Genomic DNA, 21,613 nt, shown 5'->3' on the forward strand with positions numbered 1-21,613 from the left:
TTCCTTGTTAGATGGTCACTGAAATCAGTTCCGGCTCCGTCTGGATGAACTGAGGTCTGAAATAGAAACCTTGCACTAAATCCACATCCAAAGCCAGTGCCTGAGACAGGTGCTGCTCGGTTTCAATTCCTTCGAGTATAGTTATTTTTTGGCAGGACTTGGCAAAATTAAGCAGATTTTCCAAAAGCTTAGCCATGAGTGGTGCCTTGATGGCACTCAGCCAGTGACGGTCGAGCTTGATGCAGTCGATGGCAGTCAGCAGTTGCAGCGACACCATGGCATGGGGAGCACCGACATCATCGAGCGCCACGGTAATCCCGCGGCGGTGCAGTTCCTTGAGTAGTGCCTGGGCCTTATCGGCGTCATTGACACAGGTGTTTTCTATCAGCTCTACCGTCAAGCCTCCGGTTTGCTGCTGATATTTGTCCAGCGCCTGCATCATGCATTGACAGTTGGTGCTGTCCAGCGCGTGGGGATCCAGATTCAGGTGCAGCCTTGGCGTTTTAGGCGCCTGATTGAGTTGCAACAGCTTGGCTTGCAGTTCTACCGCCGCCAGGGCGCGGCTGTCTCTGTGCAGCCAGTCGAATACCAGATTGGGCGCCAGCGCCTTTCCCTCTTGATTGTAAAAGCGGGCCAGGGCCTCATAGCCCTGAATGGTCAGGGCCCTGGGGCAAACAAGTGGCTGATATTCGCAGGCAATGTGCCGCGGAGGAGAAAGATCCATGCAGTCATCAACGGAGTTAGCTAAATGAATGCTAATTATTCCCATTATAGCCGTGGGATAACAAGCCCATTTACCCCACTAAAGTACCGAGCGCTGAAAAATACAGCGAGGAACAAGCGCTTTAATATCAAAGCGTTGGGAAATTGACTCAGTGCCAATTCACCGCCGCTTCAATAGCGGCGGCCAAGCTCTGTTTCACTGAATTGTGGCAGCGCCTGTTGTTGACGCAGCTCATAAATCTGCCGGTAGGTGAATACGGCCTGCACATAGGAGCGGGTTTCGCTGAAGGGGATGGTTTCGATAAAGCTCATCACATCCAGTTTGCCATCGCTCTGCTTCAACCACCGCTTTACCCTGTGAGGGCCAGCATTGTAAGCGGCAACGGCCAGCACCCGGTTGTTGTCAAACTGTTCCAGTAGCTTGGTGTAGTAGGCGCTACCGAGTGGCACATTGATGGCCGGGTCGTACAGACTGCGACTGCCGTTGAACGCCAGTTTGAACTCTTTTGCGGTTTGCTTGGCGGTGGCCGGCATCAGCTGCATCAGGCCTCTGGCGCCCACTGACGAAGTCGCATAAGGGTAGAAGGCGCTTTCGCGGCGGGAGATTGCTCGAATTTCATTGACATTGACCTTGAAGTCTTTGCCTGCCCGGGTAAAGAAAGGGTCTGCTGCATAGGGAAAGCGCATCTCCATATCATTCCATAGCCGGGCCTGAATACTGGCTTCAACCGCCAGCGCGTCCCAACCTTGCTGCTGAGCGTAGACGCCGTACTGGGCGCGCATCTGCTTGTTGTGGCGGGCGAGCATTTGGCCCCATTCGATGCGGGCATCGACCAGTTTATCCAGTGCCAGCAGTTCAGATACCCGCGCCAGCGCCTTGTCATCGGCGAGTCTTGCCTGCATTTGCGCCTGGGATTGAGTCGGCACATGCGCCAGGTTGGGGGCGACACCGAGTTCGGCGGCGGCCCAGAAACCATAGAAATTACGCTCTTTGCTGAGCGCTTCGAGCATGGTATCGTCCCGGCCATTGACCCTCAGGTGCCAGTAGCGCCAGCGGGCATCGTTGCGGCCTTCGTCGCTGAGCAGCGGCAGAAAACGGCGGATATCGGCGTCATTTTGCTCGGCAATAGCCCAGCGCAGACGGCGCTCGGTCAGATCGTCGGCCTTGAGCAGCGGCAGCATGGTGTCGATATGATCTCTCAGCCCCTCGTCCTCGACGATAAGCGCTCGTCTGACCAGATAACGGTTGAGTTGTCGCCCTTGGAAATCGCTGAATCTGCCGGCTTTTTCATACTTGACGTACAGGCGAACTGCCTGACGCAGATCTTTGCGGGCCAGGCGCTTAAGCCCGGCGGACACTATGTCGCTGTAGATGGGGGCATCGCCATCAAACTGATTCATGTGCCTGAGGCGATTGGGATCTTTGTATACCGCCTGCAGCAGCTTGGCCTGGCTCTGATGCTGAGTCACTTTACGCCCCAGATACTGCAACAGACCGCTTTGGCCAGCATCAAAGGCCAGCATCATCCGCGACCAAATCAATTCCTGAGTGCGGTGCCCGGCCTTGCTCCAGGCATTAAACAGGGGATCGCACTCCTTGGGACGGGAGCGACCATAGAGCCAGAGTTGGCGAGCGCCATCCCAGGCGACCTGAGCCTCACCCTGGCCAAGCTTGGCCCGGTAAAAATAGCATTGCAGCTCTGTGGCTCGTGGAAGTTCTGGGGAAATGGCCAGAAAGTCTTGCCAGCGTTTGTCGGCACCGGCTTGCACCAGGTACCTGTGGCGGGCACTGGCGTGCAAGGGTGAATGCTCAAACTTGTCCAATGCCTTTAGCGCCTTTGAGCCAGAAAGCGCCATTATGTCATCCAGCTCGGCGTGAAAATCCAGATAGATATTGAGTGGGTAATCCTTGAGTTGGGCCCTGAGCTTGCGATACTCCTCAAGTTGGCCCTTATCCAGCGCTTCTCTGGCCTTTAGGTAGCTTTGGCGTTGTTGCTCCAAAGCGGCAGGTGCCTTGGCCGCATGGCCTATCCCGGGAAACAGCATCCAGGGAGTGGATACTGTCAATGCACTCAAGGCAACGCTGCCGGCGAGGGCGATTCGGGTCAAGGCTCTGCGCATCTAAAACTCCTTGTTGATGGCCTGGTTCACTTGAGAGCGGGGTTGAGCTCAGGAAGCCAGTTCGCTGTCCGGCTCTGAATCCTCTATGGCATCAACCTCCTGGTCTGTCGGCAAGGAAGTCTCTGTCATCGCCTTTTCAAGCAACTGTTTATCCAGTTGTTTACTGGTTTCAACGCCCAACTGTTGCATCTGGTGAGCCTGGCGGACAAGGTTACCCCTGCCGGTAGCCAGCTTATTCATGGCGCCGTTGAAACACTTCTCTGCATTGTCCAGCGCGCGCCCGAGTTTGTCCATATCTTCCAGATAGCCACAGAGTTTATCGTAAATTTTTCCGGCTTGCCTGGCGATCCTCTGTGCATGTTGGTTCTGATACTCGTAGCGCCAGATGTTATTGATGGTGCGCAGTGCCACCAAAAGATTGGTTGGGCTGACGAGCATGATGTTGTTTTCGAGCGCAAAATTAACCAACTGCGGCTCTTGTTCCAGCGCCAGCAGGAAGGCGGGTTCCACCGGAATAAACATCAGCACATAATCCAGGCTCTTGATGCCGTGCAGTTGCTGGTAGTCCTTCTGACTCAGGCCTTTGATATGACCGCGGATAGAGTTGATATGTTCACGCAGCGCCAGGGAGCGCTGTTCATCGGTTTCGGCATTGTAGTAGCGCTCATAGGCTAGCAGTGACATCTTGGCATCTATCACTACATCCTTGTTGGCCGGCAGGTGGACGATGACATCGGGTTTAAAGCGCTTGCCGGCATCATTTTTCAGATCCTGCTGCACGTCATACTCGTGCCCTTGTCTGAGCCCACTTTCCTGCAGCACCCGCTCCAGGATCACTTCCCCCCAATTGCCTTGCTGCTTGTTGTCACCCTTGAGCGCTTTGGTGAGGTTGACCGCATCCTGGCTCATGCGCAGGTTGAGCTGCTTGAGATCTTCCAGCTGGTGTTTCAGTGAGGAACGTTCACTCTGTTCCTGTGAGTAGGATTCATGAATCTGTCTTCTGAATCCTTCGAGTTGTTGCTTCAGCGGCCCAAGAACACCATCTAGCTGCGATAGATTCTGGGATTTTAGCCTTTCGCTTCTGTCTTCAAAAATTTTGTTGGCCAGGTTTTCAAATTGCTCTTTCAGGCGGGTTTCACTGCGCTCAAGCAGCTCAATCTTATCGTTGAGCGCCTGTTGCTCGGCGTCGAAGCGGGCGCTGATTGTCTGCTGCATGGCATTGGACTTTGACAGGTTTAACTGAGTTTCCAACTGCTTGCGCTGAGCATCCTTGAGTTGCTGTTCAAGGTCGGGCACCCGCTCGGCAATGGCCTCTGCCTTGCCGAGCTGGGACACCAGCCATTCGGCTTTTTCCTGGCTGCTGCTGAGTTGTTCGTTGAGTTCGCTGCATCTTTGTTCATGTTGCAGCACCAACTGGTCTTTGATCTGTTGCCAGCGGCCGCGGGTCATGCGCTGATTAAAGAGGGCGCCAAGCAAGATACCCAGCAGTAATACGGCTGCGGCGGCAATGAGTTGAGGCGCGGAAATTGTGGTGGCCAAGTCCATATCATGTCCCTTGAGTGCAAAAAGAGGAGCGGAAAACCCGGATAGAGTCGCAGAATGAGTCAGGGCCTTCAAGGCCCAGGGCATGCAGACTCAGGATAAATGGCCAAGAGTTGCCCATTTTGTACCCCTTGTCAGCCAAGGTTCAGCCAATGGAGCCGCAGGAATTATTCCAGCAAGAAATTTTTCTTTGCCTGCCTGGGTCTTATAAACTGAATTGACTGCAGCTATTGAGAGGTCTCTGTGAGCAATAAAAAATTTAACCAGGGTATCGGCAGGCAAATGCCCTGGGAGTTGCCGGCAACAGAAGTCACGCCGGAAGCCGTGTTTCGCGATCGACGCAACATAGTCAAGGCGTTGGGGCTCGGCGCCATAGGTGCCAGTATTCCCGGCCATGTTCAGGCAGGCCTGTTTGACCTTTTTGGTGAAAAGCGCGAGAGCGAGGCATTTGTGACCTCAAATCTCAACTATCGCAGCAACCCGAACTTTCAATTACCGGGAAGCCTGACACCCCTTGACAAGGTGATCCGCCATAACAACTTCTACGAGTTTGGCACAGGTAAACAAGATCCCTTCGAAAACAGTCAGGGCCTCAAGGTCAATCCCTGGATGCTGAAAGTGGAAGGTGAGGTCGAGCGCCCTTTGACGCTGGACTATGACGATCTGCTCAAGTTGCTTCCCCTGGAGGAGCGCCACTATCGTTTGCGCTGTGTCGAGGCCTGGTCCATGGTGATCCCCTGGGTAGGCTTTCCGCTGGCGGCTTTGCTGGCCAAGGCCGGAGTCAAATCCTCTGCGACTCATGTGGCCTTTGAAACCCTGTTTGATCCCGAGCAAATGCCTGGGCAACGCAATCGCTTGATGGGCGGCGGCATTCATTATCCCTATGTGGAGGGATTGAGACTCGATGAGGCGATGAACGAGTTAAGCTTCCTGTCGGTGGGTCTCTATGGCAAGACACTGCCGCCGCAAAATGGTGCTCCCGTGCGTTTAGTGGTGCCCTGGAAATACGGTTTCAAGAGCATTAAATCTATCGTGAAAATTAGGCTTTTGGACAAACAGCCACCGACCAGTTGGAATCAACTGGCACCCCATGAATATGGTTTTTATGCCAATGTGAACCCCAAGGTGGATCACCCGCGTTGGTCACAGGCGACAGAGCGGCGGATTGCCGAAGGTGGGATCTTCTCTGCCAAAAGGATCCCTACCCAGATGTTCAACGGTTATGGCGAGCAGGTAGCCCATCTTTACCGGGATCTGGATTTAAGGAAATATTATTGATGCGCTTAGATCCCAAGCTACTGCCTTGGTTAAAGGCGTTGCTGCATCTGGCGGCCGGTTTGCCACTGCTTTATTTGGCTCTGCAAGTGGTGACAGACAGTGCCGGTGGCGATCCTGTGCAGTATATTATCCATTTTACCGGCAAAGGGGCACTCAACGCCTTGGTGGCCACCTTGTTGGTATCGCCAGTTGCCAGAAAATTCAAACTGGGGTTGTTGATGCAGACCCGGCGTTTGCTCGGACTCTGGGTATTTGCCTGGGCCTGCTTGCATATTCTCAGCTATTTCAGCCTGGATTTGCTGTTTGCCTGGGAGCTGCTACTCAGTGAAATTATCAAGCGTCCCTATATTTTGGTGGGGGCCAGCGCCTGGTTGTTGCTTGCTGCGCTGGCGCTGACCTCGTTCAAGGCATTGCAGCGCCGGATGGGGCGACGCTGGCAGCAACTGCACTACAGTATTTATGCCATTGCCCTGTTGGTACCTGTGCATTATTACTGGTCGGTGAAGTCTGAAATCATTGAGCCCAGTCTTTACCTTGCTGCCATGTTGCTGTTGTTGGCGATAAGACTGCCGAGATTCAACTGGTTTAGGCGCCTCTGGCCGGCAGTTTGAAGTTCAGGCGTGTGTGGCCGGGCAAGCATAGTCAGGCATCAGCACTGGGTGAGGCAAAGCTGTAGCGCTTCTTTAGTGCCAGGTCCATGGAAGCCTGAGGTAGTGCCTGCTTGGCCTGATACATGGCACTGTCGGCAGCGCCGATGAGTTCGGCCAGGGTGTCGCCATGCTCGGGATAGAGACTGATGCCGGTACTCAGGCCGACTTGCAGTTGTTGCCCTTGCCAGGGGATATCGGCACCCAAGGCATGAATCTTTTCCAACACGGCACAGACTTCTTCGCGGCTATTTATCGGCTCCAGCCAGATGATAAATTCATCGCCGCCGATACGGGCCACCAAATCCGAGCGTCTTAAGGTCTCTCGAAGCCTTTTGGCGATTTCCACCAGCACTGCGTCACCGGCGCTGTGGCCAAAGTTGTCGTTGATGGGTTTGAATTTATCCAGATCGATAAACAGCAGCGCCGCTTTAAGCTGTTGACGTTGGCAACGTGCTATGGCGTTTTCCAGCTCGGTGGTGGCGGCACCGCGATTGAGTGCGCCGGTGAGATCGTCATGATCCGCCAAATATCTTAATCTATCCTGTTGCTGCTGCAACTGACGGGTTTGCGCCTCCACTTCCAGCTGTAACTGCTCCTTTCGGGCTGTAGTTTCCATCAATGCCTGTTTCATATTGTTGAATTCATTGGCCAGCTCCGAGAGTTCATCCTGTTGTTCCAACCTGATACGGCTGTGAAGATCGCCTTTGGCCAGATCGCGAATGCCGCGTTTCAAACTGCCCAAGTGGCGCCGAAAACGCCTCAGAGTATGCAGGGTAAAGCCTGTCACCAACAGGGCAATGGCCAGCAGCAGGGCGCCGTTGAGATAGAGATGACTGAGCTGCAGTATACGGGCTCTGTCCATGGTGTAGTGTTGAAAGCGAAACAGATCTTCGCTCATGGATTGAATGCTCATATTGTATCTGGACAGCAACATGCTGCTGACCAACTGATCATCTGCTATCAGCGACAGCTTGGGCAGGGAATGCTCCAGCAGGGTACTGATGTTGCTGCTCTGGCGTTTTAAATTGGCCAATAGCTGCTGTTGCTGCTCATCATCGACCTGAGTGTTACTCAAGAGGGCGTTGAGGCGCAGCAGATCCCGCTGGGTATTTTCAACTGCCCGGGTATCCCGGTATTGCTGCAGCAGCCACAAGTTGGAGCGCAGCAGATCCAGATGCAGTTGCAGCTCCACCAGTTTGTGCATCTGCTGGAATGTCTGCTGGGAAAAATGGCGCTGTTGCAGCAGTGACAGCGCCAGTACCAGCGTCAGGGTGATGCAGAGAATGACCAGAATATTGAGGCGGCTGGATAGCTTCATTGCTGCTCCACCAAAGACATGTGTTGTATCTGATCCAATGCAGTGGGATCTATGACGCTTCTGAAATCCGGTAGCTGCCGGGCTTCAATGGTGCCACTGGCCATGGCCCAGCGGGCCTGCGACTGCAGATTACTGAGCAGGCTGTTACCCAGCGACAGACGGAACAGGTAGTCGGGCCAGAGGGCGGCAACCTCCTCAGTTGGCAGGTGCAGATACTCGGCAACCAGTTGACGGGCTTCCTGCGGGTGCAGAACAATAAATTCACTGGCGAGTTTCAACGCCTTGAGGATCCGCACATGATGCTCGTAGTATGCTTGGTTGTCGGCCTTACGACTGATGAGATTGAAAGAAAGGCTATATAACCCCCGGCTGGGGAACTCGCTTATCTTGCCCGGTTGATGCTTGAGCAGCTGAAATCCGTAGGGCTCCCAAACTGAAATCGCATCCACATCGCCGGCCAACAGCGCCGGTGCCAAGCCAGACGGGCGGATATCCACCCTAACTGGCGCCAAGGCTGGGTGTCCGGCAATATTCAGTATGGTATCGAGAAAGTACTCGCTGGCACTGCCGGCAACGACTCCAACGCGTTTGCCATCCAGTTGCGCCGGGGTAGTGATACCGCTCTGGCTCAGGGTTAACAGCTTAATGTCGTTATCCGATTCGGCAAAGCTGGCCAGCACGGTAAAGTCGGTTCGCTCAAAGCTGTTGAACATCACCACTGACTCTGAGCTGGTGGCCAGATCCGCCCTGTGATAGAGCAGGGCCTCGAAACAAAGATCGCCACCTTGAAGTGGTTGCAGCACCACATAGACGCCTTCGCGGGCAAAGAGTTCGAGCTTATCGGCAATGATGACAGGGGCTGAAAGCAGCGAGGTGGACACGGCGATGCGAACCGGGGTCTGATTGAGTAAAACAGGGGAGGTTGGTTGCCTGGGCCCGCTGAGCCAGATAAACAAGAGTAGTAGCAGAGCCAAAGGCACTAGCATCTTTCCCATGGTGGTTGCTGCCCTCCATTCGTCACAGCTTTGAGCCCTTATCTTTTCAAACTGGGCCGTTTGTACCTAAGTGTAGTGCAAACAAGAGGGTGCGCTATAAAGCCTCATAATTTTCATGGGATTATTTGGAATAATCCGGACGAATAATAGGTTGGGGATTTGAGCGGATACTTATTGCTTTTTGTTAGGCACCAGAAACTTTCAATAACGGAATGAAATTTAAAAGATGGAATAAATAGTTGTTGGACAGAAAGGGTTTATATCATTGCTATAAAAAGAGAGACGCAGATATTGTCTGCGCCTCTCTGGTATATCGAACTATATTGCAATCGATACTGAACTCACTTCCCTATAGGACTTACTTACCGCCTTGATTGGCCATATAGACCAATACTTCATCGTAGGACATATTGAGTTCGCGGGATAAATTGATGACCTTGGTCTTGAAGGTTTGGACTTGCTCTTGTTTATGCAAGTCGTTCTGCGTTTCTTCGACCAATTCATTGACCGCTTCCTGCAGAAGCTTCAGACGCCTGAGGCTATAGTCCAAAGACTTCAAATAACGGGTCATTTGTTGTTTGTTTCTGGCTTGCTCAAGATCCGTTGAGTGTTTTTTTTCATATCCATATGCATCGAGCGCCGCAATAGCACTCTGCAAATCGAGATCTTTTGTCATGTATGTTCACTTAAAACGAAGTTTTGCCCGAAAGAGTGGACAGGATAAAGGGATCGTAAAGCTGTCACTTGTAGTAGTTTATAGTATATTTCCGAACTTACTCAAGCATTTCACTGCACAGCGTAGGAGATGCCTGTTCTGCTATCATGAAACTTGTGGTGGCAGGATAAGGGCGTTAACCTAGAAAGCAGTATTTGCACGGAGGCCTATATGCTGGATTTGTTACCGGATCTCTTTGATCATTATGAAAATGATCTCATGTTGCTGCCATCTGTTTTTCACCAGTTTGGTGGCAAGTCTATTTTTTGGGGCGAAGTCGTAACCGTCAGGTGTTTCGAGGATAATTCCATGGTGAAACAGCTGTTGGCTACCGATGGCACGGGTAAAGTACTGTTGGTGGACGGTGGCGCCTCTATATCCAAGGCCCTGATGGGAGACCTTATTGCCCAAAGCGCAGTTGACCATGGTTGGCAGGGAGTCGTGATTTATGGCGCCGTGCGCGATGTTGCTACCTTGGCGACCATGCAGCTTGGGGTAAAGGCCCTGGCGGCGGTACCTATCAAAACCGAGCGTAAGGGGGCTGGAGAAATCAATTGTGCGCTCTCCATTGGCGATGTGCAGATAACTCCCGGCATGATGCTCTATGCCGATGATAATGGCATCGCCGTCAGCCAAAATCCCTTGAATATGGCCTTTATCAGTTGAACAAGCGCCTTTGTCCTTATTGTTGAACAAGGAAACTATTATGAAAGTGGTTAAGTGGATACTGGGTATTTTCGCGGTATTGTTTCTCGGTCTGGTTCTGTATTTGACCTTGTTATTTGATCCCAACGACTTTAAACCCGAAATAGTCGATGCGGTAAAAAAACAGACAGGGCGTGAATTGGTCATCAGTCAGGATCTCAACTGGACTTTTTTCCCGACTCTGGGAATTGAATTGGGCGGTATCAGCCTGAGTAACCCGGATGGTTTCGACGAGAAACAGATGTTGGCAGTTAATCAGGTTGTCGCTGAAGTTGCTCTGATGCCGCTGTTTCGTAAAGAAGTGGAAATTGCCCAGTTAAACCTCGATGGCTTGAAACTGGATCTCATAACCCAGAAAGACGGCCGCACCAGTCTGGATGGGCTCAGCGGCGATGCCGGTACGGCCAAAGAGCAACCCAAGAATACCGAAGGCAACGCTCAGGGGCTGGCCAGTCTCAATATCGGTGGCATCAATATCACCAATACCCAAATTCATCTGCTCGACAAGCGCAGTGGCAGTGACCAAACCTTTGTACTTGAGTCCCTGACCCTGGGCGAGTTTTCGCTGGGTAAATTTGCCCCTCTGGCTTATAAGTTCAGCGGCAGCATGCCGGACATGAAAATTGCCAGCGAGGGTAAAGGGCAATTGAAGATTTCAGCGGACATGAAGCAGTTGGAGATCACCGGCTTTGCCATTGAAAATCGCGTTGAAGGCAAGAGTATGCCCGGCGGCAAGTTGAGCGCCGATCTGAATGCCGATGTGAAATTGGATCTCAACCGTCAAAACGCCGAGCTGGTATTGAGCAGTCTCAAGGTGGCCGATATTGAAGGCAAAGGGGATCTTAAAGTGGCTTTCGGCGGCAAGGTACCGGATGTAAAAGCCAAGTTGGCACTGGGTGAAATTGACCTCGACAAGTTACTGCCTGCCGGAGAGGAAGATAAAGCCGCAGCCAAAACCACTGAGTCGGCAACGGCCGCCAAGGCCGGCAGTGAACCGGACTTGAGTGCGATGAAGCAGGTCAACTTCGCCATGGATCTTACTGTTAAGACCATTAAGGCTGCCGGCTTGACCACTGAAAACTGGAAAATGGATCTGGCTCTGAACAATGGCGTGCTGGATATGAAGCAGCTCAGCGCTGACTTGTATCAGGGCAAACTGATGACCAAGGCACAGCTTGACGGTCGCAACAAGGTCGCCAGCTACAATTTTGATACTCAGCTCAGTGGCGTCAAAATTCAACCTTTGCTCAAGGATGCGGCCGATTTGGAAATTCTTGCCGGTGCCACCGCTTTTAATGTCAAAGGTAAAGGCAAGAGCCTAATTCCGGATAACATCAAGCAAAACCTAGACGCCAACGGCAAGTTTGAAATCAGTGACGGTGCCCTTTACGGCGTGAATATCCCTCATATGATCCGCAGCGCCCAGGCCAAGCTAAAAGGTGATTTGTCGGCTCAGGAAGAGGGCGAACGCAAGACAGACTTCTCCAGCCTGACTGGTAGTTTCAGTCTGAAAAATGGTGTGGCCAATAACCCGGATCTGGCGATGGCCTCACCACTTATTCGCTTGGCGGGTGCCGGTAGTGCCAACCTTATCAGTGAGCAACTGGACTATAAGCTGAAAACCTCAGTGGTCGGCAGTCTCAAGGGCCAAGGCGGTGAAGGCAAGAATGATCTGGCCGGTGTTGAAATTCCGCTGATGATTTCCGGTTCATTCCAGGAACCCAAGTTTGCACTCGATACCCAGGCGCTGTTTGATTCCAAACTCAAGGAAGAAACCGAGAAGGTGAAAGACAAGCTTAAAGACAGCATCTTCAAGAAACTCGGAGGAGGTAAATGATGCGTGCCGTTTTGCCTTTGCTGGCGGTCTTGGCACTCGCAGGTTGCAGTGGCTCCAATGCTGCAACTACTGAGCCTGTGCCTCAAAAGACTCCGACTGGGATGGAGGAACTCAGAATGCCGACACTGCACTTTGGTACCATCAAAAAAGCACCGACAGCTGCCTTGCTTGAGGGTAAACTGACGTTTGCAGAAGTAGTCAATAAGCAGCCGCTGCAGGCGATGCTGGAGATCCGTAACCCGAGCGAGCACGTGGTTGGGATCCGCTTTAACTCAGGGATGACGGCGGATCTCTGGTTGGTGGATGATAAGGAACAGCGAGTCTGGGCCTGGTCGGATGAAATGATGTTCACTCAGGCTATCAGAGATACCAGTATCAAGCCGGGACAGACGCTGAAAGTGATGTTCAAGGTACCGGCCAAGACACTTGAGCGAATTGGCCCTGAGGGATACAGCTTCCAGGCCCGCTTTGAAGGCAAACCTCTGGAGTCCAAGTTGGCGGCTATGGCCATGCTGGAAGTGCCGGTGGCGAGGCGTTAAGGCGCTTATCTAGGTTGGAATAAAAAAGTCAGGTTAATCCTGACTTTTTTATTGGGGTACTCAGTCTTTGACCAAGCTGTAACGGGCGGTAAAGCGCGTTAAAACTGGGCTATCAGTTCCTTTTGCCGCTCACTTTGGCGGGTCAACTCTTCGCCGTGATGGCTTGCGGCTTCACTGTTGCTGGTCAGGCTGCCAACCCCTTGTTGCAACTGCTCTGAGTGGCGGTGCAACTGCTCAACCACACAGGCTTGCTGCTCCGTGGCAACGGCGATTTGCTGGCTGTGTGCGGCAATTCGGCCCAGGGCACTGGTGGCTTCATCCAACCGCTGCGCCAACTTTTGCTCCAGTTGCAGACTTTCTTTGGTCAGTTGCTGGCTGCGCTCCATCTCGGTCACTGTCTGCCGACTTTGCAGACTGAGCTCGGCAATAATTTGATGTATTTCACCGGCGGATTCACCGGAGCGCATTGCCAGGTTACGTACCTCATCGGCCACCACGGCAAATCCGCGGCCGGCTTCACCGGCCCGGGCCGCTTCGATTGCCGCATTGAGTGCCAGCAGGTTGGTCTGATCCGATAGTTGCTCTATCACTTCCAGCACGGTGTTAATGCTGCTGCAGCGTTTATCCAGCGCCAGCAGTTGAGCCTCCACCTTGGTAAGCAGAGCGGTGATTTCACTGTTGGCTGCGCGGCTGGCGGCCAGGGCTTCGAGCGTTTGCCGGTTACTTTGCTCAAGCTCAGTGACCTCGTTGGCGGTGTCAGCGGAAGTTTCGGCAATCTCTGTCACAGCACCTTTGAGTTCGTTGATGGCATCACCTTGCTGTTTCAGTGCGCCGGTTTGCTGTGCCAGTTCGCGGTAGTTGGCATCGACTGCGGCCTGATGGGCACTCAAACTGTTATCGAGGATCTCACCGCTGTCTTTTATCCGCCCTGTGATGGCAAATATCTCGGCCTGCTGCATTCTCAGGCTCAATTCCAGCTCGGCGAGTTCATCTGTGCTGTTACAGTAAATAGCCTGCATCAGTGGATTATTCTGTACTCCGCGGCTGAGTTGACTGACATTTTTTAACCTTTGTTTGAGTCTGAAAAGGCTCCAGCCCATCAAAGTTGCCGCGGTGCAGACAGGCACAAATTGCCAGAGACCGCTTAGCCAGGGCAGGGGCACCAAGGATAGCAGTGATGCACCCCAGCATAGTGCCAGTTTGGTTGTCAGGTCGAGTTTAACGCGTGGCAGTATCGATTTTCCCTGATTGATGGCCCGGTAGCAGGCCTCGGCTCTGGCAATCAGTTCTGGTGTTGCCTTGGTTCGCACTGATTGATATTCAACTATTTTGCCTTTTCGGCGGATCGGGGTGACGTAGGCGTTGACCCAATAGTGACCACCATCCTTGCGGCGGTTTTTCACCAAACCCATCCAGCTGTTGCCACTCTTGATCTGTTGCCAGAGATCGGCAAAGGCTGCCTTGGGCATATGAGGATGGCGCACTATGTTATGACCATGGCCCAACAACTCTTCATGGGAAAAGCCACAAAGTTCGACAAATTCCTGATTGATGTGGGTGATACGCCCTTTGAGATCTGTGGTTGATAGAATACGGGCACCTTCAGGCACCGGCGTCTCGATGCCGGTAATGGACAAATCTCTGCTCATTTTTGTTTTTATTTAGGGTGGATTAATTCAGCGGATGATTATCGACAAAGATGAGCGTCAAATTTGTGACAGCGAACAAATGGTTAACAATTGTACCGAAGCGGCTTGTGAAAGTTAGAGCAGGATCAAAAGCGGCATCAAAGATGCCGCTTGGGTAGGAGTTTTTATCAGGTCTTGACTCGGGTCACATCCACGAACAGGGTCAACATCTGTCCGGGTTGCAGGTATTTACTGGCCTTGAGCTGGTTCCATTCCAGCAGATCATCCACAGTGACATTGAACTTGCTGGCTATTCGTGCCAGCGAATCCCCGGAGCGAACCTTGTATTTCACGGTGCGCATTACGGCGTTGGCATTCTGGGATTTGCCAGAGGCTTTAGTCCAGATGGTCAGCTGTTTCCCGGGACGCAACGGCGTCTTGGCCGAGATACCGTTCCATTTCACCAGCTCGTTGACACTGACACCATTATCCTTGGCTATCTGCCACAGGGAGTCACCGGACTTGACCTGGTAGCTGCGTTTGCTCTTGCCGGACTTATTCTGACCCAGACGCTGCTCTTTGGAGAGCGGGTAGGCCGATGCATCCTTGAGGGCGACCGGGATCAACAGGTGCTTGCCGGCGACAATATTGTTGCCACTGATGCCGTTGACAGAACGGATCACATCGATACTGGTATGATGTTTCTTGGCTATCACTCCAAGGGAGTCACCCTTGCGGATCTTGTATCTGAGCCAGTTGAGGCGCTCGCTGGGCTCAGTGCTGGCCAGGGCGATTTCAAACTCTTTGGCCTTGTCCAACGGCAGTACCAATTTGTGTGGCCCTTCCGGCGCTGTGGCCCAGCGATTAAAACCCGGGTTGAACTGTTGCAGTTCATTGACTTCCATACCGGCAAGGCGGGCTGCCAAGGCCAAGTCTATCTGACTACCGACATCGACCACTTCCAGCTTCTGCTCGTTGGCAATTGGTGTCAGGTTAATGCCGTATTTGTCGGCGTTTTTGATCACATCGGCCAGTGCCAGCAGTTGTGGCACATAACGCTCGGTTTCCTTGGGCAGTGACAGGGACCAGAAATCGGTAGCTTGCCCTTTTTGACGGTTACGCTTGACCGCGTTCAACACCCGACCTTCGCCTGTGTTATATGCGGCAATGGCATAGAGCCAGTTCTCGCCCGTCTTGTCGTAGAGGTATTCCATCATATTCAGCGCAGCGGCTGTGGCAGCTGGTACGTCGCGGCGTCCGTCATACCACCAGTTGATCTCCAGGCCAAAATGCAGCGCCATGGGCGCCGTAAACTGCCACAGCCCGGAGGCTGCACCATGGGAGTACGCAAAGGGGTCGAAGGCACTTTCCACTATCGGCAGTAGCGCCAGCTCCATCGGCAATTTACGCTCTTCTATCTGCTCGACAATCAAATACATAAAAGGGGCAGCCCGCTCGGAGATCTGCTCCAGGTGTCTTGGATTATTGATGTACCACTGGCGGTACTGGCGCACCAGCTTCTCATCGGGAACCGGCATATTGAGTTGGCTGCGGATCCGTTGCCATACATCTGTGACAGCGACTTCCGGCTCACTGATGACTTGTGGAGCCTGAGTGATGACCGGAGCTGGAGTGGCCTTGACCGGCGCTTCGGCAGTGGACTCCGGCGCCTGAGACAGCAGCTGACAGCCGCCAAGCAGGGAAAGGCTCCCCGCCAACATAAAAAATCTGATTTGCTTCAAAAACAGCAATCCTCGAATGATGGCCTGAACAGACAGGCAAACGCACATCAAACGGAAACCTGGGATAGGCCTGGTCCCTTGGCCCGGGATAGTACCTTGGGTGGTACTTTTACCCTGGTTTGGTTTCCGTGGTGAAAAAGAAGTGCCGTTACTGGAAGCCAAGTATTGTTATTTAAAACAAGTAGATAAATCTATCTTGGCCTAGCGTTGTCATAATAACGACACAAAAAAGCGGCTCATTGTAACCCGGTTTTCAGAAATTGTCTTTCCATTGCCTGAGAACTGCAAAGCGGCTCACGGGATCATGGCAGGGGTGGCCGCTGTGGGCCTCCAGTACGCTCTGCAGTGTGTTCTTTTGGCAGCGCATAAAGGGATTGATGGCCTTTTCACGACCAATAGTGGAGGGGAGTGTGGGTTGTTGCTGCTCACGCAGCGCTTCGGCGGCAAGTTGGTAGTCAGTCAGTGCCTGGTTATCCGGTTCAACGGCTTTGGCAAAACGCAGGTTGGCCACGGTGTACTCATGGGTGCAATACACCTTGGTGTTGTCATCGAGGGCCGCAAACTGACTCAAGGAGTGGTACATCTGTTCGGCGCTGCCTTCAAACAGGCGGCCGCAGCCGGCGCAGAACAGGGTATCGCCGCAAAAGAGGGCATCGCCAATCAAGTAGGCGATATGATCCAGCGTGTGCCCGGGGACCTTGAACAGTCGACACTCTAAAGCAAATCGGCCTTGCCCAGGCTCAAGCCGATATTCGCCTTCCTCGGTTAGTGCCCGGGTAATGCCTTTGATGGCCGGATTGGCAGGCCCGTAAACCGGGAGCGAGCCGAAAGTTTCCTTCAAGGCCAGGATACCGCCGGTATGGTCGCTGTGATGGTGAGTTATCAATACCCCTGCCAGCGTCAGGTTATTTTGCGCCAAAAAAGCCAACACGGGCGCGGCATCACCCGGGTCCACCACCCAACAACAATCACCTTGGGGCGACACTATGGCCCAGATATAGTTGTCATCGAAGGCGGCAATGGGCGTTATCTTTGGCCGGGCGAGGGGGACATTGACATTGGACATAAGCTCAAGGCTCCTTTGAGTCGACGGGATCAGTTTCAATTTTACTGAGCCTCATACTTGCTTGTATAGGCGGTTCGTTATTAAGCTGAGCCTAGAACGGCTTAACCGGAGTATCTATGCCTCTCTCGTCTGAGTCCAGACCCAGCTCCTGGGACAGTTTGCCAGCCGGTGAGACTATCAAACGTGAACTGGAAAGCAAACTGGCCTATTGGTGGCCCAGAGTGTTTGGTTATCATCTGTTGCGCCTGGGGGCCTTAAGCCGCGAACTCGAGATCAAAAACTGTCCGGTCGGGCATCAGTTTTCCCTCTATCCCGGCAACGGCGCTTCGATAGTTGCCGATTTTGCCTCGCTGCCGTTGGCTCCGGCCAGCATAGATGCGGTGGTGATGAACCTGGTACTGGAGTTTGAGGCAAACCCTTACCGGATTTTACGTGAAGCCGACAGAGTGCTGGTCAGCGGAGGTTATCTTTTCATCGTCGGGATTAACCCGTTCAGCTGCGCCTTTTTCGGCAAGCTGCTGCCCAGATTTCAGCAGGCTTTACCCTGGAGCGGCCATTTCTTTATGCCGGCCAGGGTAAAGGACTGGCTGGGGCTTCTGGGGTATCAGTTGGTGCACGATGAGCGGCTCTTGTACCATTCGCTGCTCAGCGAAGCCGCACCCTTGAGGATATGGCATCATTGGCAGCAAAAGTGGCTGCCGGGTACCGGCTCTCTGTATCTGTTGGTGGCCCGCAAGCTGGATTCGCCGTTAACCCCCTTGGGGGATAAACGTCGTCAGCGGATCCCCGGCTGGCAACCCACGCCGACACCGGGATTCTCCGGCAGACAACTGGAGCGCCGCACTAAAGAAGAGCAATAATTGCAATGCGTATTACCCTGAAACAGTTAATGATTTTTGAAGCCGTGGCCCGCACAGGCCAAGTGGCCAAGGCCGCCGAGCGGGTTAACCTCTCCGCGCCGGCCACCTCCATGGCACTGTCGGAGCTTGAAAAGCAGCTCGATACCCGTTTGTTTGAGCGTATAGGCAACCGCTTGCAGCTCAACTCTCAAGGCAGTCTGCTGTTGCCACTGGCCAGCGATGTGCTGCAACGCATCGAGCGCATAGAGCAGGCTTTTACTCCGAACAACCATGAACTGGCCGGTATGTTAAATGTCAGCGCCAGTTCCACCATAGGCAATTTTCTGCTGGCCAAGGCGGCGGTGGCATTCAGCCAGCAGCACCTTCAGACTCAGGTCGACTTGGCGATAGACAATACCCGTAAGGTTATCCGCGATGTGGCCGAGTTTCGCGCCGAGTTGGGCTTTATTGAAGGTTATTGCCTCGACAGTCGTATCGCCGTATTGCCTTGGCATCAGGACTGTCTCAAGGTGTTCTGCCATCCGGCGCACCCGCTGGCGGGAAGCAAGGTCTCGCCAAGCGAGCTCAAAGGGCTCTCCTGGGTATTGAGAGAAGAGGGCTCTGGCACCCGGGAGTACTTTGTCGATGCCGCCAACCGCTTGGACCTGCAGCCAGAAGCCCGTTTCTGTTTTCCAACTCCGGATGCCATCAAACAGGCGGTGAAACAGGGCGCCGGGCTTGGGGTTTTGTCTGAGCTGACACTGGATAAAGAGCTAGCTCGCAGAGAGCTGGCGTTGGTGGAGGTGGAGGGGCTGGCGCTCGAGCGGCCGTTTTACCTTATTCGCCACAAGAGCCACAGCCTGACGCCGTTGGCGCAGGCCTTTATCGACTTTTGCGGCAAATTTTTGAAACTCAAGACAGTCGCGGACAAAGGTAGTCATTAGAGACCAAGCCTCTAAAGACTGGCCTGATAACCCTGATCGACTGTGGCAGGGTTGGCCTCGGCGGCTTCGCGGGCCAGGGTGTCGCAACGCTCGTTCTCCGGGTGTCCGGCGTGGCCCTTGACCCAGCGCCAGTCTATCTGATGCTGTTGCGTGGCCTTATCGAGTCGCTGCCAGAGATCGACATTTTTCACCGGCGTCTTGTTGGAAGTGACCCAGCCTTTTTTCTTCCAGCCGTGGATCCATTGGGTGATCCCCTGGCGCATATATTGGCTGTCGCTGGTCAGCACGATTTTGCAAGGCTCTTTCAGGCTCTCAAGCGCTATGATAGGTGCCAGCAACTCCATGCGGTTATTGGTTGTCAGGGCAAAGCCACCGGAGAGTTCTTTGGTATGCTGTTTATAGCGCATGACAACACCATAGCCGCCGGGCCCGGGGTTGCCCAGGCAGGAGCCGTCGGTGTATATCTGGATCTGTTTCAGTTCGCTCATCAAGTTGTTACCATATCCGGCAAATGCGGGCGAGTATACCCGTAAATTCACTCAGGAAGCTGCAAAAAATAGATGAATATCATATCGAATGCCAGTCGGCAGATCATTCTGGATACCGAAACCACAGGTATGAACCAGGGCGCAGGCCCCGTCTATCAAGGCCACAGAATCATTGAAATCGGCTGTGTGGAAGTCATTAACCGCCGCTTGACCGGCCGCACTTTCCACCAGTATATCAATCCGGGCCAACCCATTGATGAAGAAGCGATTGCGGTTCACGGTATCACAGATGAGAGAGTGGCCAACGAGCCCAGGTTTCATGAAATAGCCGCCGACTTTATCGCCTTTATTCAAGGGGCGGAGATTGTGGCTCACAACGCCTCGTTTGACGTGAGCTTTATGGATCATGAGTTTTCCATGACCCATCCCAGAGGGCCGGTGACGGCGGATATTTGTCAGATCCTCGACTCCCTGGCCATCGCCAAGTTTTTGCACCCAGGGCAAAAGAACAATCTGGATGCCCTGTGTAAGCGTTATCACATAGACAACTCCCGCCGCGAGTATCACGGCGCTTTGCTCGATGCCGAGATCCTCGCCGATGTTTATCTGGCGATGACAGGCGGCCAGACCAAGTTCAACCTCTCCAGCGAGCAAGCAGGTCAGGAAGCCGGCGGCATCATGCGTCTCGATGCCAATCGCGCAAAACTTAAAGTGATCGCCGCATCGGCCGATGAACTGAATATGCATGAGCAAAGGCTCGATTTAGTTGCAAAATCAGGCAAGTGCCTCTGGCGCGACGAGCCACAACCTATGGATTGAAGCAAATAATGGGATTGAGACCAGCGCTGGGCCTCATGGTGTGTCTGCTGCTTGGCCTTGGGGCCCCGGCTGTGGCCGAGATAGTACCCAAGGAACAGGCCTCTGAGCTTAAGAATCGTTTTCGGGTCGACCATATGGTCGACAGAATCGTGCTTCTGGTGCAGCGGGAATACGGCTCCGCCCCTGTGGTGGTGGTTTTGCCTGATGGCAGTAAATGGTATGCCTCGCGCCACCCGGAGAATGTCAAATGGACCGATGGTGTCACAGGCGACATGATTTCGGTGGAAAACCCTGTGCCAGGCCCTTGGCAGCTCATTGGTAAAGTGGTGCCCGGCTCGCAAATCACCTGGGTATCCGAGCTGGGGATTGAGGTGGATGAACTGCCTCAGCCACTGTATCAGGGCGAGCGCCTTAAGCTGACCGCCCATCTCACCGGTGATTCGCTGAGAATGCGACTTCCCGGGCTTGAATACCTGTTGCAATGGACGGCGCGTTTTGTTTCCTCCCACAAACCGGGCGATGAAAACTTTGCCGCCGGTACCCTTATTGTCGGCAGTTATCAGGACAACGGGGAGGCGCTGGATGAACGGCCAGATGACGGCACCTTTACTTCCAATATTAACCTCAACCAGCCCTGGGGAGATTACACCCTGCAGGTCAGTGTGCAAAACGATGTGTTTGAACGTGAGTTCAAACAGGCATTTCGCCTCGAACCTTCGCCTGTGGATATTAAGGTGGTTGAGCCGGACGATCCCCTGACTCAGCCATGGGGCCTGATGCTGAGTGCCAATCCAGACATTCTGCGCCTTGAGGAAACCTATTTCGATATTGAGCTTTTGGGGCCGGCCGGATTGCAACTGCCGGTTACCGTGCGTCAGCCCACAGAAGGCACCACGCAACTCGTGCTGCCCCAGGTGAGTGACTTTGGCAGTTACCGTATCAAGGGCACTGTCTTCAGCACAGACAAGCAGGGAAGGGAGCTGGTGTTGACCCTGCCGGAGCGCTTTTTCAATTTTGTCGAGCCACCCAAGCCGCCACCGAGCGCCGAAGAGATGGCCGCCAGGGCTGCAGCAATAGCAGCCAAAGAAGAAGCGGCGGCCAAACAAAATGCCCTTTACCTGATCATAGGTGGTAACGTCTTGCTGTTACTGTTTGGGGTCGGTGCGATTCTGTTTTGGCGCAAGCGTCAAAGTCTGAAGCAGGCCTTGGCTGCGGCTGAAGAGCAGTTGCTGGCAAAACAGCAGGCGGCGCCCAAGGAAGATGATGTGCAGGAGATTGACCTGACCCTACCCGATGAGGATGAGCGCAAATCCAACTGAACATCTTGATTATCCATGCTTTGCTGATTTTTTAGCTAATCGGGATCCTCGGGGTAAAAAAGTTGTTGACGCTGACAAGGGGCCTACGTATTATTCCCGGCAACTTGAGTGGAGCGGTAGTTCAGTTGGTTAGAATACCGGCCTGTCACGCCGGGGGTCGCGGGTTCGAGTCCCGTCCGCTCCGCCAGTCAAGTTAACGAATTCAAGCCTTATTGCCCAGGCGATAAGCAAGAGTTTGGAGCGGTAGTTCAGTTGGTTAGAATACCGGCCTGTCACGCCGGGGGTCGCGGGTTCGAGTCCCGTCCGCTCCGCCAAACAAGCAGAAAGCCCAGTCAGCAATGACCG

General features: G+C 53.5%; 19 protein-coding genes and 2 tRNA genes. 11 read left to right on the forward strand and 10 right to left on the reverse strand.

From position 1 onward, the window contains the following. Positions 1–7: 7 nt before the first annotated feature. The 3 genes from ACWAU4_RS10535 to rmuC form a co-directional block, all read right to left on the reverse strand. Entirely contained in the window at positions 8–724 is a 717-nt protein-coding gene (locus ACWAU4_RS10535) for an EAL domain-containing protein (protein WP_093982997.1), read from the reverse strand. A gap of 170 nt (positions 725–894) precedes the next feature. Then, on the reverse strand, positions 895–2,769 hold the full coding sequence (locus tag ACWAU4_RS10540; protein WP_208126171.1) for a transglycosylase SLT domain-containing protein: 1,875 nt from the start codon (positions 2,767–2,769) through the stop codon (positions 895–897). A gap of 123 nt (positions 2,770–2,892) precedes the next feature. Continuing rightward, complete coding sequence (gene rmuC / locus ACWAU4_RS10545) at positions 2,893–4,389, reverse strand: DNA recombination protein RmuC (RefSeq protein ID WP_208125957.1); 1,497 nt, start codon at positions 4,387–4,389, stop codon at positions 2,893–2,895. A gap of 279 nt (positions 4,390–4,668) precedes the next feature. Here rmuC and msrP point away from each other — a divergent pair, with 279 nt between their 5' ends. Both msrP and msrQ read left to right on the forward strand, forming a co-directional pair. Beyond that, a complete protein-coding gene (gene msrP / locus ACWAU4_RS10550; protein WP_071237617.1) occupies positions 4,669–5,664 on the forward strand; it encodes a protein-methionine-sulfoxide reductase catalytic subunit MsrP in 996 nt (331 codons plus the stop codon). Then, positions 5,661–6,275, forward strand: a complete 615-nt coding sequence (gene msrQ / locus ACWAU4_RS10555) for a protein-methionine-sulfoxide reductase heme-binding subunit MsrQ (protein ID WP_044734415.1) — start codon at positions 5,661–5,663, stop codon at positions 6,273–6,275. The genes msrP and msrQ overlap by 4 nt, the downstream gene beginning before the upstream one ends. Before the next feature lie 31 nt (positions 6,276–6,306). Here msrQ and ACWAU4_RS10560 read toward each other — a convergent pair whose 3' ends face one another. The 3 genes from ACWAU4_RS10560 to ACWAU4_RS10570 all read right to left on the reverse strand — a co-directional run bounded on the left by ACWAU4_RS10560 (position 6,307) and on the right by ACWAU4_RS10570 (position 9,303). Next, positions 6,307–7,632, reverse strand: coding sequence for a GGDEF domain-containing protein (locus ACWAU4_RS10560; RefSeq protein ID WP_052658023.1), 1,326 nt, complete (start codon positions 7,630–7,632; stop codon positions 6,307–6,309). Beyond that, positions 7,629–8,627 (reverse strand): ABC transporter substrate-binding protein, encoded by a 999-nt coding sequence (locus ACWAU4_RS10565; RefSeq protein ID WP_028779269.1) that lies wholly within the window; start codon positions 8,625–8,627, stop codon positions 7,629–7,631. The genes ACWAU4_RS10560 and ACWAU4_RS10565 overlap by 4 nt, the downstream gene beginning before the upstream one ends. A gap of 358 nt (positions 8,628–8,985) precedes the next feature. Further along, positions 8,986–9,303 carry a hypothetical protein gene (locus ACWAU4_RS10570; protein ID WP_025009657.1) on the reverse strand — a complete coding sequence of 106 codons (318 nt, stop codon included), beginning with the start codon at positions 9,301–9,303 and terminating at the stop codon, positions 8,986–8,988. Positions 9,304–9,513: 210 nt separating this feature from the next. On the opposite strand from ACWAU4_RS10570, the gene ACWAU4_RS10575 reads away from it, so the two are divergent. The 3 genes from ACWAU4_RS10575 to ACWAU4_RS10585 are packed head-to-tail and all read left to right on the forward strand — an operon-like array spanning position 9,514 to position 12,423. Then, on the forward strand, positions 9,514–10,008 hold the full coding sequence (locus ACWAU4_RS10575; protein ID WP_144190550.1) for a putative 4-hydroxy-4-methyl-2-oxoglutarate aldolase: 495 nt from the start codon (positions 9,514–9,516) through the stop codon (positions 10,006–10,008). A gap of 40 nt (positions 10,009–10,048) precedes the next feature. Next, positions 10,049–11,884 carry an AsmA family protein gene (locus tag ACWAU4_RS10580; RefSeq protein WP_025009659.1) on the forward strand — a complete coding sequence of 612 codons (1,836 nt, stop codon included), beginning with the start codon at positions 10,049–10,051 and terminating at the stop codon, positions 11,882–11,884. After that, a complete protein-coding gene (locus ACWAU4_RS10585; RefSeq protein ID WP_081782881.1) occupies positions 11,881–12,423 on the forward strand; it encodes a BsuPI-related putative proteinase inhibitor in 543 nt (180 codons plus the stop codon). The genes ACWAU4_RS10580 and ACWAU4_RS10585 overlap by 4 nt, the downstream gene beginning before the upstream one ends. A gap of 98 nt (positions 12,424–12,521) precedes the next feature. Here the strand turns inward: ACWAU4_RS10585 and ACWAU4_RS10590 are convergent, their stop codons facing one another. The 3 genes from ACWAU4_RS10590 to gloB all read right to left on the reverse strand — a co-directional run bounded on the left by ACWAU4_RS10590 (position 12,522) and on the right by gloB (position 16,859). Next, positions 12,522–14,072, reverse strand: a complete 1,551-nt coding sequence (locus ACWAU4_RS10590; RefSeq protein ID WP_062793464.1) for a methyl-accepting chemotaxis protein — start codon at positions 14,070–14,072, stop codon at positions 12,522–12,524. Between the two features lie 167 nt (positions 14,073–14,239). Further along, positions 14,240–15,772 (reverse strand): LysM peptidoglycan-binding domain-containing protein, encoded by a 1,533-nt coding sequence (locus tag ACWAU4_RS10595; protein ID WP_037467337.1) that lies wholly within the window; start codon positions 15,770–15,772, stop codon positions 14,240–14,242. A gap of 274 nt (positions 15,773–16,046) precedes the next feature. After that, on the reverse strand, positions 16,047–16,859 hold the full coding sequence (gene gloB / locus ACWAU4_RS10600; RefSeq protein ID WP_144224486.1) for a hydroxyacylglutathione hydrolase: 813 nt from the start codon (positions 16,857–16,859) through the stop codon (positions 16,047–16,049). 116 nt (positions 16,860–16,975) lie between these two features. On the opposite strand from gloB, the gene ACWAU4_RS10605 reads away from it, so the two are divergent. Together ACWAU4_RS10605 and ACWAU4_RS10610 are read left to right on the forward strand one after the other, a co-directional pair. Continuing rightward, a complete protein-coding gene (locus ACWAU4_RS10605) occupies positions 16,976–17,719 on the forward strand; it encodes a class I SAM-dependent methyltransferase (protein WP_109248001.1) in 744 nt (247 codons plus the stop codon). Positions 17,720–17,724: 5 nt separating this feature from the next. Further along, positions 17,725–18,642: a LysR substrate-binding domain-containing protein gene (locus ACWAU4_RS10610; protein ID WP_071237593.1), complete on the forward strand. Its 918-nt coding sequence runs from the start codon at positions 17,725–17,727 to the stop codon at positions 18,640–18,642. Between the two features lie 11 nt (positions 18,643–18,653). Here the strand turns inward: ACWAU4_RS10610 and rnhA are convergent, their stop codons facing one another. Next, positions 18,654–19,130, reverse strand: coding sequence for a ribonuclease HI (rnhA, locus tag ACWAU4_RS10615; protein ID WP_025009664.1), 477 nt, complete (start codon positions 19,128–19,130; stop codon positions 18,654–18,656). A 72-nt stretch (positions 19,131–19,202) separates the two neighbouring features. Here rnhA and dnaQ point away from each other — a divergent pair, with 72 nt between their 5' ends. From dnaQ to ACWAU4_RS10635, 4 genes are all read left to right on the forward strand, one after another. Beyond that, the gene (gene dnaQ, locus ACWAU4_RS10620) at positions 19,203–19,949 is read left to right on the forward strand and encodes a DNA polymerase III subunit epsilon (protein WP_345869700.1); all 747 of its coding nucleotides are present in this window, start codon (positions 19,203–19,205) and stop codon (positions 19,947–19,949) included. Between the two features lie 8 nt (positions 19,950–19,957). Further along, entirely contained in the window at positions 19,958–21,268 is a 1,311-nt protein-coding gene (locus ACWAU4_RS10625; RefSeq protein WP_454290561.1) for a TIGR03503 family protein, read from the forward strand. Positions 21,269–21,378: 110 nt separating this feature from the next. Further along, positions 21,379–21,455, forward strand: a tRNA-Asp gene (locus ACWAU4_RS10630). Between the two features lie 50 nt (positions 21,456–21,505). Next, positions 21,506–21,582 (forward strand) — tRNA-Asp (locus tag ACWAU4_RS10635). The last annotated feature ends 31 nt before the right edge of the window (positions 21,583–21,613 follow it).

It is taken from the genome of Shewanella sp. FeAMO (assembly GCF_053653955.1).

Excerpts from the sequence above, each read along its gene's own strand:
- ACWAU4_RS10535 (WP_093982997.1), bottom strand. The coding sequence starts at position 724 with ATGGATCTTTCTCCTCCGCGGCACATTGCCTGCGAATATCAGCCACTT.
- ACWAU4_RS10540 (WP_208126171.1), bottom strand. The coding sequence starts at position 2,769 with ATGCTGTTTCCCGGGATAGGCCATGCGGCCAAGGCACCTGCCGCTTTG.
- rmuC (WP_208125957.1), bottom strand. The coding sequence starts at position 4,389 with ATGGACTTGGCCACCACAATTTCCGCGCCTCAACTCATTGCCGCCGCA.
- msrP (WP_071237617.1), top strand. The coding sequence starts at position 4,669 with ATGCCCTGGGAGTTGCCGGCAACAGAAGTCACGCCGGAAGCCGTGTTT.
- ACWAU4_RS10560 (WP_052658023.1), bottom strand. The coding sequence starts at position 7,632 with ATGAAGCTATCCAGCCGCCTCAATATTCTGGTCATTCTCTGCATCACC.
- ACWAU4_RS10565 (WP_028779269.1), bottom strand. The coding sequence starts at position 8,627 with ATGGGAAAGATGCTAGTGCCTTTGGCTCTGCTACTACTCTTGTTTATC.
- ACWAU4_RS10570 (WP_025009657.1), bottom strand. The coding sequence starts at position 9,303 with ATGACAAAAGATCTCGATTTGCAGAGTGCTATTGCGGCGCTCGATGCA.
- ACWAU4_RS10575 (WP_144190550.1), top strand. The coding sequence starts at position 9,514 with ATGCTGGATTTGTTACCGGATCTCTTTGATCATTATGAAAATGATCTC.
- ACWAU4_RS10580 (WP_025009659.1), top strand. The coding sequence starts at position 10,049 with ATGAAAGTGGTTAAGTGGATACTGGGTATTTTCGCGGTATTGTTTCTC.
- ACWAU4_RS10585 (WP_081782881.1), top strand. The coding sequence starts at position 11,881 with ATGATGCGTGCCGTTTTGCCTTTGCTGGCGGTCTTGGCACTCGCAGGT.
- ACWAU4_RS10590 (WP_062793464.1), bottom strand. The coding sequence starts at position 14,072 with ATGAGCAGAGATTTGTCCATTACCGGCATCGAGACGCCGGTGCCTGAA.
- ACWAU4_RS10595 (WP_037467337.1), bottom strand. The coding sequence starts at position 15,772 with ATGTTGGCGGGGAGCCTTTCCCTGCTTGGCGGCTGTCAGCTGCTGTCT.
- gloB (WP_144224486.1), bottom strand. The coding sequence starts at position 16,859 with ATGTCCAATGTCAATGTCCCCCTCGCCCGGCCAAAGATAACGCCCATT.
- ACWAU4_RS10605 (WP_109248001.1), top strand. The coding sequence starts at position 16,976 with ATGCCTCTCTCGTCTGAGTCCAGACCCAGCTCCTGGGACAGTTTGCCA.
- ACWAU4_RS10610 (WP_071237593.1), top strand. The coding sequence starts at position 17,725 with ATGCGTATTACCCTGAAACAGTTAATGATTTTTGAAGCCGTGGCCCGC.
- rnhA (WP_025009664.1), bottom strand. The coding sequence starts at position 19,130 with ATGAGCGAACTGAAACAGATCCAGATATACACCGACGGCTCCTGCCTG.
- dnaQ (WP_345869700.1), top strand. The coding sequence starts at position 19,203 with ATGAATATCATATCGAATGCCAGTCGGCAGATCATTCTGGATACCGAA.
- ACWAU4_RS10625 (WP_454290561.1), top strand. The coding sequence starts at position 19,958 with ATGGGATTGAGACCAGCGCTGGGCCTCATGGTGTGTCTGCTGCTTGGC.